Annotated in this window: 15 protein-coding genes and 1 pseudogene; 7 read left to right on the top strand and 9 right to left on the bottom strand. The window is 41.4% G+C overall.

Annotated elements, in window-relative coordinates; translation table 11 throughout:
• Positions 1 to 759 (top strand): copper homeostasis protein CutC, encoded by a 759-nt coding sequence (locus tag FCN14_RS08690; RefSeq protein ID WP_171032861.1) that lies wholly within the window; start codon positions 1 to 3, stop codon positions 757 to 759.
• Here FCN14_RS08690 and FCN14_RS08685 read toward each other — a convergent pair.
• The 6 genes from FCN14_RS08685 to miaA are packed head-to-tail and all read right to left on the bottom strand — an operon-like array spanning position 756 to position 4,159.
• Positions 756 to 1,085: a rhodanese-like domain-containing protein gene (locus FCN14_RS08685; protein ID WP_138430887.1), complete on the bottom strand. Its 330-nt coding sequence runs from the start codon at positions 1,083 to 1,085 to the stop codon at positions 756 to 758. The two genes, FCN14_RS08690 and FCN14_RS08685, sit on opposite strands and share 4 nt — an antisense overlap.
• Before the next feature lie 14 nt (positions 1,086 to 1,099).
• Positions 1,100 to 1,864, bottom strand: coding sequence for an LPS export ABC transporter ATP-binding protein (gene lptB, locus FCN14_RS08680; protein ID WP_138430886.1), 765 nt, complete (start codon positions 1,862 to 1,864; stop codon positions 1,100 to 1,102).
• A gap of 21 nt (positions 1,865 to 1,885) precedes the next feature.
• Positions 1,886 to 2,587 (bottom strand): phosphoribosylformylglycinamidine synthase subunit PurQ, encoded by a 702-nt coding sequence (gene purQ / locus FCN14_RS08675; RefSeq protein WP_138430885.1) that lies wholly within the window; start codon positions 2,585 to 2,587, stop codon positions 1,886 to 1,888.
• A 3-nt stretch (positions 2,588 to 2,590) separates the two neighbouring features.
• Positions 2,591 to 2,929, bottom strand: coding sequence for an ATP-dependent Clp protease adaptor ClpS (locus tag FCN14_RS08670; protein ID WP_138430884.1), 339 nt, complete (start codon positions 2,927 to 2,929; stop codon positions 2,591 to 2,593).
• A gap of 13 nt (positions 2,930 to 2,942) precedes the next feature.
• On the bottom strand, positions 2,943 to 3,191 hold the full coding sequence (gene purS / locus FCN14_RS08665) for a phosphoribosylformylglycinamidine synthase subunit PurS (protein WP_138430883.1): 249 nt from the start codon (positions 3,189 to 3,191) through the stop codon (positions 2,943 to 2,945).
• A 38-nt stretch (positions 3,192 to 3,229) separates the two neighbouring features.
• Positions 3,230 to 4,159 carry a tRNA (adenosine(37)-N6)-dimethylallyltransferase MiaA gene (gene miaA, locus FCN14_RS08660; RefSeq protein ID WP_138430882.1) on the bottom strand — a complete coding sequence of 310 codons (930 nt, stop codon included), beginning with the start codon at positions 4,157 to 4,159 and terminating at the stop codon, positions 3,230 to 3,232.
• Between the two features lie 244 nt (positions 4,160 to 4,403).
• Between miaA and dnaN the strand changes: the two genes are divergently transcribed.
• The 3 genes from dnaN (at position 4,404) to FCN14_RS08645 (ending at position 7,217) form a co-directional block, all read left to right on the top strand.
• Complete coding sequence (gene dnaN / locus FCN14_RS08655; protein ID WP_138430881.1) at positions 4,404 to 5,519, top strand: DNA polymerase III subunit beta; 1,116 nt, start codon at positions 4,404 to 4,406, stop codon at positions 5,517 to 5,519.
• On the top strand, positions 5,512 to 6,312 hold the full coding sequence (locus FCN14_RS08650) for an SAM hydrolase/SAM-dependent halogenase family protein (protein WP_138430880.1): 801 nt from the start codon (positions 5,512 to 5,514) through the stop codon (positions 6,310 to 6,312). The genes dnaN and FCN14_RS08650 overlap by 8 nt, the downstream gene beginning before the upstream one ends.
• Positions 6,313 to 6,410: 98 nt before the next feature.
• Positions 6,411 to 7,217 carry a class I SAM-dependent methyltransferase gene (locus FCN14_RS08645; RefSeq protein WP_138430879.1) on the top strand — a complete coding sequence of 269 codons (807 nt, stop codon included), beginning with the start codon at positions 6,411 to 6,413 and terminating at the stop codon, positions 7,215 to 7,217.
• A gap of 57 nt (positions 7,218 to 7,274) precedes the next feature.
• On the opposite strand, the gene argS is transcribed toward FCN14_RS08645, so the two are convergent.
• The 3 genes from argS to radC form a co-directional block, all read right to left on the bottom strand.
• Positions 7,275 to 8,909: an arginine--tRNA ligase gene (gene argS, locus FCN14_RS08640; protein WP_138430878.1), complete on the bottom strand. Its 1,635-nt coding sequence runs from the start codon at positions 8,907 to 8,909 to the stop codon at positions 7,275 to 7,277.
• Positions 8,910 to 9,096: 187 nt separating this feature from the next.
• Complete coding sequence (locus FCN14_RS15950; RefSeq protein ID WP_212747607.1) at positions 9,097 to 9,219, bottom strand: four helix bundle protein; 123 nt, start codon at positions 9,217 to 9,219, stop codon at positions 9,097 to 9,099.
• Positions 9,220 to 9,373: 154 nt separating this feature from the next.
• Positions 9,374 to 10,093: a RadC family protein gene (radC, locus tag FCN14_RS08630; protein WP_138430877.1), complete on the bottom strand. Its 720-nt coding sequence runs from the start codon at positions 10,091 to 10,093 to the stop codon at positions 9,374 to 9,376.
• 162 nt (positions 10,094 to 10,255) lie between these two features.
• Here radC and FCN14_RS08625 point away from each other — a divergent pair, with 162 nt between their 5' ends.
• The 3 genes and pseudogenes from FCN14_RS08625 to FCN14_RS16090 all read left to right on the top strand — a co-directional run bounded on the left by FCN14_RS08625 (position 10,256) and on the right by FCN14_RS16090 (position 12,229).
• Positions 10,256 to 10,684: an SCO family protein gene (locus tag FCN14_RS08625; protein ID WP_138430876.1), complete on the top strand. Its 429-nt coding sequence runs from the start codon at positions 10,256 to 10,258 to the stop codon at positions 10,682 to 10,684.
• Positions 10,685 to 10,861: 177 nt separating this feature from the next.
• Positions 10,862 to 11,347: a hypothetical protein gene (locus tag FCN14_RS08620; protein WP_138430875.1), complete on the top strand. Its 486-nt coding sequence runs from the start codon at positions 10,862 to 10,864 to the stop codon at positions 11,345 to 11,347.
• Positions 11,289 to 12,229, top strand: a pseudogene (locus FCN14_RS16090) (methyl-accepting chemotaxis protein). Before FCN14_RS08620 ends, FCN14_RS16090 begins: the two are co-directional and overlap by 59 nt.
• Positions 12,230 to 12,293 lie beyond the last annotated feature (64 nt).

Here is a 12,293-nt window from a genome sequence, read left to right as displayed (position 1 = left end):
TTGACTAGCGAAGTTGTCGTTTATAATATTGAATCGGCATTAAATGCCCAGACTGGCGGAGCTGACCGGGTAGAGCTATGTGGTAATCGGGGAGGCGGTGGTACTACTCCTTCTTTGGGGATAGCAGAAGTAGTACAAAACAGGCTTGATATCCCAATCTTTGTGATGATACGCCCCCGCGAAGGTGATTTTTGCTATACGGATAATGAGTTTGATGCGATGAAGCGTGATATCAAGCGTTTTAAAGATCTTGGTCTGGATGGCGTTGTGTTCGGTATTCTCTCTGCTGACGGTAGCCTGGACCTTGCACGTTGTAAAGAGCTGATTGAGTTGGCCCGCCCTTTGCAAGTAACCTGTCATCGAGCTTTTGATATGGCTCGTGATCCCTTTCAGGCACTGGAAAGTTGTATTAAAGCTGGTTTTGATCGTATTCTCACTTCAGGTCAACAAGCGCAAGCATATGAGGGCCTTTCCACAATAACAGAACTGGTAGCAAGGGCCAGAGATCGTATCTCAATTATGGCCGGTTGTGGTATTAATGAAGCTACTGTTCGGGAGATCATACGAGAATCGGGAGTTCGTGAAGTGCACTTCTCTGCATCGAGTAAACGCTCAAGTAAAATGGAATACCGCAATGAGAGTATAGATGGAATGGGGAATAAACCTGGCACAGCATATACCATCCATATAGCCAGCCAAGACCGGGTTAACAGAATTTGTCAAAAAGCGCTAGCGAAAGATTCATCAGTTTCTTCTTAGTATACCGGCAGGCTGGTATCGATTTTTTTGGCCCACTCGTTAATACCGCCTTTGAGATTTTTGACGTTTTCAAATCCTTCTTTTTCAAGTAATTTGCAAGCATCAGCACTGCGTCCTCCACTTCTGCACATGCAGACAACTTCACCATTTTTGTGATCTTCGATCTCATCAAGGCGATCTCCCAGCTCTCCTACTGGAATGAGTGTGGAGTTGTCATAGGAAATATTGGACTGGTATTGTTCAAAAGGTTCGCGGACATCCAACAAAAGAACAGTATTGTTGTTCTCTATTTTTTCTTTGAAATCTTCTACGTTAATTTCTTCCATTATAATCAAAAAAATTATTCTTCTTGTGATTTATAACGATCTAATCGGAACTGGTCGCCCAGATATAAGCGCCGGGCTTCTTCATCGTCAGCTAGTTCATTAGCCGAGCCCTCTTTTAGGATATTGCCTTCAAACATAAGGTATGCTCGATCCGTAATAGCAAGTGTTTCGTGCACATTATGATCGGTAATAAAAATGCCAATGTTGCGATACTGTAGTTCAGATACGATTTCCTGAATATCTTCTACTGCAATAGGATCTACACCCGCAAAGGGTTCATCTAATAATATAAAATCCGGATCGGTAACAAGTGCGCGTGCAATTTCAGTTCTGCGGCGCTCCCCGCCTGAAAGGCTATGCCCTTTATTACTGGAAACGCGTTCAAGGCCGAACTCCTCAATAAGCTGGTCTACACGTTGTTTTATCTCTTTATCAGGCATGTTGAAGAATTCTAGAATAGATTCCAGATTCTCTCTTACCGTGAGGTTGCGAAACACACTGGCTTCTTGTGAGAGGTAACCCACTCCAAGCCGTGCACGTTTATACATCGGCATGCCAGTTAGCTTTTTATCGTCGAGGAAAATCTGCCCACTATTGGGGGTGACCAATCCAACAAACATATAAAAAGTTGTCGTTTTTCCCGCTCCGTTAGGGCCCAGCAGTCCTACAATTTCTCCCTGTGACACATTGATAGAAACATCCGAAACGACCGTACGCTTTTTGTAGCTCTTGGTAAGTCCTCTACTATAAAGCGTTTTATTATGTTTCTGTTCCGGCATTTATTAAAGGTTTATTAGAGCTTACGCCACAGACAGTTCATTTAGAATGGATTCAAAGATTTTTTTCCCGTCATCAGAGCCTATAAGCTTTTCAACTGCACGTTCTGGGTGAGGCATCATACCTAGTACATTTCTTTGTTTGTTACAGATGCCCGCAATATTATCAATTGAGCCATTAAAATTAGCTTCTTTTGTAGCATTGCCTGCAGCATCACAGTATCGGAAAACAATCTGGTCATTATCTTGCAGAGATTTTAACTGATCATCGTCAGTGAAATAGTTCCCTTCGCCATGTGCTACCGGTATTTGCAAGACTTCTCCTTCAGCAATATTTCGAGTAAAGAGGGTATCAGAGGTTTCGCAACGCAGGTGAGTTTGTTTGCATACGAAACGCAATTCTTCATTGTGTAACATAGCCCCCGGTAACAGGCCGGCTTCCAGTAGGATCTGGAATCCATTGCAAATACCCAATACAGGGCGCCCCTGGTCAACAAAATCGATTACAGATTGCATGATGGGTGAAAAGCGGGCAATAGCCCCGGATCGCAGGTAGTCTCCATATGAGAACCCTCCCGGGACTAACAGAAAATCGATATCAGAGAGATCGGTATCTTTATGCCATAGAAATTTAGCATTGGCATTCATGACATGGGCCAATGCATGGTAGGCATCATGATCACAGTTTGAGCCCGGAAATACAATTACTCCAAAGTTAGCAGACACGGTTTATCCTTTTATTTCGGTGATAAGTTGAATTTCTTTAAGCACGCCGTTAACCTGAAAGCAATCTTCAAATGAGCCTTCGTATACATTGGCTTTGCCTTCGTTATGTACTTTATAGGTTAAATTCTTAGCGTGTGATTTGTTGCATTTTAGTGCTTTGATGAGTTGTGTAATCACCTCATCGAAAGTGTGGATGTCATCGTCATATAAGATGACTCTCCAGGGGGTGTTTTCTTTTTCATCTTCTTGCTCTTCTTCCAGAACATCGACCTCAACACCCGGCTTACTTTCTTCTTCAAGGTCGGGATCAGATCCCCAAATGCTAAAAAGCAGATCGTCCATAGCATTATGCTAATTAGTTTTCGCTGATAGTGATCTCAAAGTCTTCCATCACTTCATTGGCTAATAGCTTGGTACAAGCTGTTTCGGCAACTTCATACGCCCGGTCTTTGTCATCGGCATCAATATTGAGCTCGATAAGTTTACCAATACGAACACTGTTGATATCGGTAAGTCCGAGATCTTCAAGTGCATGATGGGCGGCTTTACCTTTAGGATCCAAAATAGATTTTCGAAGCGTGACGTTTACTGTTGCTTTATACATTCTGTACAAAAATTATGCAGTTTTAAATGAGGGTAAAGTTAATCTTTATTTGACTTAGCTGCTAACTGTTGGCAGATAATTTTCTGTGCCTCTTCTTTAGTGTTATTGTCAAGATCAATCCAATTAATAAAATCCCATCGACGGAACCAGGAAAGCTGCCTTTTGGCATATTGACGAGTCTTGGCTTTCATGTCTTTGACCATCTGTTCACGACTCATTTGATCATCCAAGTAGGCAATGGCCTGTTTATATCCAACAGTATTTAACCCGGGATCGTCCAGAGAATAGCCATTCTGGCGTATAGAGATAACTTCGTCAATAAATCCTTCTTCAAACATATTATCAACTCGATGGTTAATACGATCATATAAAAGCTGACGATCTCGCTTTAATCCGAAAACCACAAGGTCATCAGGCACCGTTATCGTATTATTGTCAGAATGGAATGAGCTAAAAGGTCGATCGGTTTGCATCCATACATCAAGGGCCCGAACGATACGCTGGGTATTCATCCCATCCATTTTTTGTGCGTAATCTGGATCAACAGTTTGCAGCTTTTTGTAAAGAGTTTCAATGCCTTTTTCTTCAATCTGTGCCTCAAGCTGAGTAATATTTTTTTCATTAGCTTCAGGTACATCATCCAATGGTTGTATCACGCATTGTACGTGCAGGGTGCTGCCTCCCACATAGAGCACATTGTTCCTCCGTGATTGAATCTCTTTTTGCCATTGGTCGGCACGTTCAGAAAAGTTGACGACGCTGTCTTTTGTAGCGGGATCAATGATCGACAAATTATAGTGCGGTATCCCGCCCCGTTCTTCTTCAGTGGGCGTAGCAGTGCCAATATTCATATATTTGTAGCACTGACGGGAATCAGTAGAAATGATTTCAGCATTGAGTTCTTTGGCCAGACCGACAGAGAGCGCAGTTTTACCCACGGCAGTGGGGCCAAGTAAAAGTATCCTCACGTAAATTCTGTTCAATTATCCTGATATAATTATATAGGCTAAACATAAGGAAATATGAACTTTTTTTGGGAATTCAATTATGATATATAAGAGCTTTTAGTGATGCCTTGTTGAGTGCAAAATTTGTTATAGAAAGCAGGGGTTATTTGGTTGCTAAGAGAGCAAGTATTTATTAGTATATGGTACTTATTATTCGGACTGAATATCGATGTCTGACGAACGTATAGTTTAAAAAGGTTTATCTATGAAATTTAATGTCTCAAGTAACGAACTTGTAAATGCATTATCAGCAGTTTCGGGGGCTGTTCCTAATAAGGCCACGCTGCCCATTTTGGAAACAATTTTATTTGAAAGTGATGGTGATCAACTTCGCTTGACCGCTACTGATCTTGAAATATCCATTATTGAATCCATGGACGCTGATATCGATGATGGTGGGGCTGTAGCAATACCGGCACGACGATTAATCGAAACATTGCGTCAGCTGCCCGATATTCCTGTAGCTTTTGAGGTGGATGAAAAATTCAATATTAAGTTTCGTACTGACAAGGGTACCTATAAGCTGGTGGGTGAAGATCCCGATGAATTCCCTGAAGTTCCAAACTTAAATGACGGGCAAAAGCTTGAGACGAGCAAAGATCTTATTCTCAACGCTATTGATAAAACACTTTTTGCTGTATCAAATGATGATCTGCGTCCGGCAATGATGGGGGTTTATTTTGATATTGGTGCTGAAGAAAGCAAGTTTGTTGCTACTGATGGTCATCGGTTGGTAAAATATATTAAGCATGATCTGACCAGCGATACAGAAGTTGACTTTATTGTGCCCGAAAAGGCATTGAATCTCGTTAAGAAAGCCCTTCACGCCGAGGAGTGTGTATTAACAATTACGGAAGATCATGTGCGTTTTGAGAGCGGAAATACCATCGTTATAACCCGACTGATTAATGAGCAGTACCCTAATTATGAGTCGGTTATACCCAAAGACAATGAAAAAGAGCTGTTTATCAATAAAGAGCAGATGCTGGCTACGGTAAAGCGTGTTGCTATCTTTTCTAGTTCTACTACCCGTCAAATTCGTCTGCAGCTAAACCCTGATAACTTGACGATTCGGGCTGAAGATATTGACATGAGCAGTGAAGCGAAAGAGACGATTGCTTGTGAATATAGCAATGATGAGATGGAGATAGGCTTTAATGCCAAATATCTGGCTGATGTTTTAGGTAATGTTGACGGTGACGAAGTATACTTTGAATTTTCTACCCCTAACAGGGCTGGTATCGTAAAACCTTCTGAAGAGGAAGAGGATGAGCAAATTCTCATGCTTGTGATGCCGGTTATGCTTAATACATATGCGTAATGTAATTACTTTAACGACTGATTTTGGTCTGAAGGATTACTATGTGAGTGCCATGAAAGGGGTTATTCTGGGCATCGCTCCTGATGTACGGATGATCGATATCTCACATGATATTCCTTCGCAGGATATAATGGCAGGGTCTTGGATCCTGCAAAACTCTGCTATGCTTTTTCCAGCCGGAACGGTTCATAATGTAGTGGTGGATCCCGGTGTTGGTACCGATCGAAATGCAGTAGCCTTAAAGATAGGGGACCAATATTTTGTTGGACCCGATAACGGGATATTTTCGCTGCTCACCCAGAATCGTGACTACAAGGCAGTGAAGTTGACCAACGATAAGTATTGGCGTGAGGATCCTTCGGAGACTTTTCACGGCCGTGATATCTTTGCTCCTGCAGCTGCTCATCTTAGTGAGGGAGTACCTTTGGAAGATTTGGGTGAGCCACTTAGTGAGCTTGTTACCTATCGTTGGACGGTGCCTATTGCCGATAAAGATGGACTGGAAGGTATGGTCATTCATATTGACAAGTTTGGTAATTTAATTACTAATATAACGTCTGATCAAATCGAAGAGGTCATTGGGGACAAGAGCGTAAAAATATATGTGGGTAATACGATTCTGGATGATATAGTTGGCACTTTCGGGGCCGTTCCTGAGGGAGAGCCCATGGCATTTATAGGGAGTTCAGGGATGTTGGAGATTGGCATCAATAAAGGAAATGCCGAAGAGATGTTAAGTGTTCAGAAGGGGGCACAGATTTCACTGATTCTACAGAAAGAGAGTCAGATTTAGATTGTAACACCGGCGGCTTCTATTCCGTACTGCTGTGCACTGGTATTGATGGGTATTTATTTTTTAATTCATGCCCCAGAATCTTTAAAAAGAAAATTATGTCTCTTGAACTGCGTTCCCCAAAGAATGATCGCGCCTCCATTACGGTGCCCGAAGAAGTAGCAAATCTGCAAAAGAGTTTCAATGGAACTATCTGCTCCAACAAAGGGGATGAATATACCATCTCCAACAATATTATTGATTTGTTAGCGGATGACACAGTGCGTATGTCATGGGCGCAGAGTTCTAATCACTGGAAGGTAACAGCGGCATTATATGAGGATATATGGCGGAAACGGTCTCTTTCCATTTTGACGGGAGAAGCTTTTCCTATTGAAAAAGAGCGTGAGCTGCTCATTGAATGGTTGAATCCTCAGCCCGATAAAATGTATTTGGATATCGGTTGCTCTACCGGTCTTTATGGTCGTTTAGTGCAGGGTAAGGAGGCCAATACCAAAGTTGTTTCGCTAGATTTTTCTAAGCAGATGCTGGAAGAAGCACGTCTAAAATCAGAAGCGGAACAAGCTAACCTATTCCTTTTACGGGCCGATGGGCGTAAACTACCATTCTTTGCTGCTACATTTGATGGAGTTATGATGGGGGGTACACTAAACGAGCTTTCTGACCCTCTTAAAGTACTCTATGAAGCCCGACGCGTAATCAAGAAAGATGGTACCTTCTTTATGATGCACCTGGTAAAAGCCGATGCCTGGTATATGCGACTGTTACAGGATTCTGCTGAGTTTGGTGGTATTAAGTTTTGGACCATCGGTGAAAGTAACACCATGTTTGAACGAGCGGGATTTCACATTTCCGAACAGTTTTCAAAGGGAATTGTCTGTTTTACCAAGCTGATACCAGCCTAGCAGTTACAGGGTATATGATTGTTGAAGGTATGCATCCTGACTTTTGGTCTGCATAAATCACATCTTTTCTGGAGCAGATATCCCAAGAATTCCTAACCCGTTAGCCAGAACTTGTGCAGTGGCTTTGGCCAGCGCTGAGCGTGCCTGCACCAACTCCTCTTCTTCACCGAGAATACGACAGTCGTGGTAAAAGGTAGTAAATGCAGAGGCCAGATCATCGAGATAATTGATTAGCCGGTGGGGTTCATGGCTTCGGGCTGCACTTTTTATCATTTCGGGAAAGCGAATCAGACTTTTCATTAGCTTTGTCTCTGAATCGTGATTGAGCAGGTTGAGTTTTGGTTCGGTATCGAAGGAGTATTCTTGTGCTACTTTACGCAAAATGCTGTGGATACGGGCGTGAGCATACTGCAGATAAAATACTGGGTTTTTATCTCCGGCTTCTTTGGCTTCGGCAATATCGAATTCCAAGTGTGTGTTGGGGTCCCGCATCTCAAAAAAGAAGCGTGTAACATCAGATCCTACCTCATTCATCAGGTCATCGAGGGTTACAAAGTTGGCCTTACGGGTACTCATTTTAAAAGGTTGGCCCTCTTTGACGATAGTTACAAACTGATAGACCACCACATCTACTTTTGATTTGTCATAACCTAAAGCGTCTAGCCCGGAAAGCACATCGGGATAGGTATCTATATGGTCGGCACCGAAGACATCTATACATTTGTCGTATCCGCGTTCAAGTTTATTTACGTGATAGGCAATGTCGGGCAACCGATAGGTGGGCTCTCCGGTACTTTTAATCAGTACGGTATCTTTATCTTTGCCGAATTCTGTGGTTTTGAACCAGGTTGCCCCGTCTTCGTCGTATGCCAAGTCTTTTTCGCGTAGTGTGTTTACGACGTTATCGATGGAACCATCGTCATATACTTCTTGCTCGTTAAAAAAGGAGTCCATCTTAATATCCATACGTTGCAGCGTTTCTTGGATATCCTCAAAAATAACCTGCTCGGCTTTCTCTTTGAAAGGTGTAATATCTTCACTATTAGTGAGATCTTCGCCGTGTTCATCAATTAAAGCTTGGGCAATATCACGAATATATTCCCCTTCGTATCCACCTTCGGGTAGGTCAACGTCTTGTCCTAACTCTTGCAGGTATCGGGCTTTTACACTTTGCCCCAACACCCGCATTTGACGTCCGGCGTTATTAAAATAGTATTCTCTGTCGACATCAGCGCCGATCCATTCCAGTAGGTTGGCAATAGTATCGCCCAACACAGCATTACGACCATGGCCTACTGTAAGCGGTCCGGTGGGGTTTGCACTGACATATTCTACCAAGATACGTTGACCATGGAGAGTAGAAGATTTTCCAAAAGTTTTTCCCTCTTCTAAAATGTTGTTAAGTTCATTGAAAAGATAGTTCTCGGCATACCTGAAATTGATGAAACCGGGTCCTGCAATTTCTGCGCTTTCAATTTTATCAGTCTCATATTCTAGGCCGTCCACAATTTGTTCTGCAATATTTCGTGGACTGTCCTTTAAAATGCTTGCCAGGTTAAGGGCAATGTTGGAGGCAGCGTCTCCGTGCTCTGGCTGGTTGGGTTTTTCAATCTGTATCTCGGGGATCTCTTCTTCACTGATATCAAACTGCTGCAGTGAGGTGGTAATAATTTTTCGTAAATAATCCTTCATTGTCTAATATCATTGCATTTGCAGAAAATTAATAACCGCTAAATATAAGCAGTTGATTTAGGAATTAAGAATTAGGAATAAGGATTTTTCAGAGTTTTTATGATCGAACCGAGATTTTTTAATAATTCATCACAATTATCAATCAATGAATTGACAAATTTAGGTTTTCTGCGATTAGAATCCCTTATCAATCTGAACCAGGAATGTGTTTGTCGGGCTTCTTTGTATAAAATGAAAGTTTAGCCTTAAAGTCCTTTCTCGATTGTGCACCAATGGCCTCTTCTAAATTAGCCCCAATCAGATGTTCCACTTTTTAAAATTTGTTTAGATATGACATATTCTTGTTCGTTTTGCAATCAATTTTCGACTAAGTTGAATAATAAGAAGTGAGAACTGATACTTTTATCTCTGGCAATATTTACCTTTTTCATTGTTTCTAATTCCTAAATCTTATTTTTTTACTTCTAATTTATAAGCCCTTGGGCGCGGAAGCTAGTGTAGCCATCGCCGGCAATGATGATATGGTCATCAACTGGGATACCCAGCAGTTTGCCTGATTTTGAGATTCGTTTTGTTAGCTGGATATCGGCTTTTGACGCTTTATTGTTACCACTCGGGTGGTTATGTAGCAGTAAAATGCTATTTGCTTCATTCATAACTGCTTGTCGCATCACTTCGGCTGGATCTACGATGGTGGCTGTAGAACCACCTGAACTTACCTTTTTGTACCCTACTACGATTTTGGCATTGTTAAGGAAAGCCACCATAAATACCTCTTTGGTAAGGTCGCGTAGTTTTGGTCCAAAATATGCCACAGCATCTTCAGGGGAGGTGATCTGAATCTGTTTACCAAGGCTGGCCACTTGTATCCGTTTCGAAAGCTCAAACACAGCTTCCAGCGTTAGTGATTTAACTTTTCCCATTCCAGGAATAACTTTAAGGTCTTGCCAGTCTTTACGAGCCAAGTAGCGTAGGCCTTCGAAATGATCTAGCAGAGCTTGTGCCATTTGTATTACATTCATTTTTCTACTGCCGGTTCGAAGCAGGATAGCCAGAAGTTCGGCATCCGAAAGGCTTTCACCTCCATAATTCATCAGTTTTTCGCGGGGTTGTTCATCCGGGCCCATCTCTTTGACAGTTCTATTTAAAAAGCTACTGGCTTCAAATTGTTCTTGATTGGACATTACAATCTCTCTTTTGATGTTGATTTTATAAGTAGGACTAGCAAAGTGTGCAATCCTTACAAAATTCCCCAAAGTAAACTATGATTACAGAGTTAGTAGGATTTAAGGTTAAAGCAAATTTATCGATAAATAAGCATCAACCGTAGGTAGGTTTTAGGCTAAATGAAAAAAGTTATCTCTTTATCTTTACTAGCAGGTATATCACTACTCCCTGCAACATTAGTAATAGGTTTTTCTTATCTGGGGAAAGGGCACCCTCTGGAAAACAAGACGGTGGCTGAACCATTTTTTCTTTCCCAATCATCAAAATCGATTGAAGTGGTTTTTTGGGGGTATGCCGGTTGTGATTCCATATGCCCTGTTTCTTTAAAAAGGTTAGGAGAAGTTTTGAAGGTTCTAAAACAGAAATTCCCTCAGAGTAAGGTAGGTGCTGTTTTTGTGAATGTGGCAAAGAAAGCAAATCCTGAAGTAACAAGAAGATATGGGCGCCAGTTTTCAAAGCATATAACGGGGGGCACTTTGACATCTAATGAAATGAGAGAAGTTCACCGTGATTTTAATGTGCGTTTCAAATCAGTTGAGAGCGGATAAATCAAAGATTTTCCATACTGATGACTTTTTTGTTTTACGACAGATGCAGAATGGATGGAAAATAAAGCGGGTATTGTCAAATAGCACTAAGAAGGAAACGATACAGACTGTACTCAAATAAGCATTAATTCAATAAAACAAGATTTCAAATCCCGGCAGGACAAAAAAACTTAAGCGATGACGGATCAAGCCAGCTTCGAAGATATATTTTTCCCGGTTTATAGTGATGATTTATCGGAAGATGTCAGGCAGAATGTAAAACGAACGTTTGTAAAAACGGATGCTTTTATGTTTAGGCTCGTAATTTTGCACTGGATCGTAGCCTCTACATTAACGGCATTTACATATAGTACATATCTATTGGGGTTTATAGGAGGAGGTATAATAACGGGTATTGCCTATGTAGTTTATAATATGAATCCAGGCACGTTGTTAAGTCGGATTACCTTTGGCGCTTCATTTATGGCCTTTTCGATGATTTTTATTCAGCAGCATATGGGTAGAATAGAGATGCATTTCCATATTTTTATCGCTATCGCCGTACTAATACGCTACATAGATATAGCACCGGTTTTAGCTGCTGCGGCAACTACAGCAATACATCATGCCCTTTTTAATATTGCCCGAACCTATGAGATGGCCATTGCTGGAACTACTATTTAAAGTGTTTGATTATGGATGTGGTTGGGATCTGGTTGCTTTGCACGCCGTTTTTGTCATTGTTGAGGCTGTGGTAATTAGTAATATTGTATTGAATCTGACGCAAGAATATCTAAATAATTCGAAGGTTTTTAATATTATGGACGAGCTGAGTGCTTCAGCTCATCAAGTAGGAGAAGTGACGGAATTTATTTCTGATTCCGGACAAGATTTGGCTGCCAATGCTTCTGAAAATGCCCAGGTAGTAGCAGAGTCTAATGAATCGATCGATAGTATGAATGAAAAAATATTGGAGCTTAATGATAAAACGAACTCGGCTACCCAGAAGGTGGAGTCAATTGCGAATGAGACCGATCGGATGAATCATTCCATGAATAATCTTAAAGAGTCTAGTAGTAATATATCTACTATTACAGAGACCATTAACAGCATTGCCTCACAGACAAATATATTAGCTCTGAACGCAGCAGTTGAGGCTGCTCGTGCAGGAAAGCCGGAGCGGGTTTTGCTGTAGTTACCGACGAAATTCGAGTGTTAGCTCAAAAGACGGCTCGGGCAGCGGCCGATATAAGTAAGATGATTGAAACGAATGTGGAGAAAGCAGAAGCGGGGGTTTCTATTTCAAAACAAATTTCATCACAGATTGATGAACTGCAAACTTGGATTGAACAGGTGAATACAGTGGGGGATGAGCAAATTTTTCAGCTTAAAGAGATTAAGAAAAGTATAGCTAGAATATCTGACACAACAGATAATACAGCAGGTATGGCAGAGAAAAATGCTTCAACAGCTAAGCAGCTACAGGGGCAAACTCACGTACTGACTAATGCGATAGAAAGTATTAATAGAAAAGTAGACATGAATAATAGTGCTGCTTCTGTGTAAAGTACGTTTTGATCTAAAAAAGTTATCAGAAACCAGATTTTTCCCCTATTAACAGGAGGGTATT

Source organism: Fodinibius saliphilus (genome assembly GCF_005869845.1).
Classification (GTDB): Bacteria; Bacteroidota; Rhodothermia; order Balneolales; family Balneolaceae; genus Fodinibius; species Fodinibius saliphilus.
Note: the sequence above shows the minus strand (reverse complement) of the source record. Positions and strands in the feature narration are given on the sequence as shown.

What these genes read in the sequence shown, in the direction of transcription:
- argS (WP_138430878.1), bottom strand. Translation starts at nt 8,909, where the DNA reads ATGAAGGATTATTTACGAAAAATTATTACCACCTCACTGCAGCAGTTT.
- purS (WP_138430883.1), bottom strand. Translation starts at nt 3,191, where the DNA reads ATGTATAAAGCAACAGTAAACGTCACGCTTCGAAAATCTATTTTGGAT.
- dnaN (WP_138430881.1), top strand. Translation starts at nt 4,404, where the DNA reads ATGAAATTTAATGTCTCAAGTAACGAACTTGTAAATGCATTATCAGCA.
- lptB (WP_138430886.1), bottom strand. Translation starts at nt 1,864, where the DNA reads ATGCCGGAACAGAAACATAATAAAACGCTTTATAGTAGAGGACTTACC.
- FCN14_RS08645 (WP_138430879.1), top strand. Translation starts at nt 6,411, where the DNA reads ATGTCTCTTGAACTGCGTTCCCCAAAGAATGATCGCGCCTCCATTACG.
- FCN14_RS08620 (WP_138430875.1), top strand. Translation starts at nt 10,862, where the DNA reads ATGACGGATCAAGCCAGCTTCGAAGATATATTTTTCCCGGTTTATAGT.
- FCN14_RS08670 (WP_138430884.1), bottom strand. Translation starts at nt 2,929, where the DNA reads ATGGACGATCTGCTTTTTAGCATTTGGGGATCTGATCCCGACCTTGAA.
- FCN14_RS08685 (WP_138430887.1), bottom strand. Translation starts at nt 1,085, where the DNA reads ATGGAAGAAATTAACGTAGAAGATTTCAAAGAAAAAATAGAGAACAAC.
- radC (WP_138430877.1), bottom strand. Translation starts at nt 10,093, where the DNA reads ATGTCCAATCAAGAACAATTTGAAGCCAGTAGCTTTTTAAATAGAACT.
- FCN14_RS08625 (WP_138430876.1), top strand. Translation starts at nt 10,256, where the DNA reads ATGAAAAAAGTTATCTCTTTATCTTTACTAGCAGGTATATCACTACTC.
- FCN14_RS08650 (WP_138430880.1), top strand. Translation starts at nt 5,512, where the DNA reads ATGCGTAATGTAATTACTTTAACGACTGATTTTGGTCTGAAGGATTAC.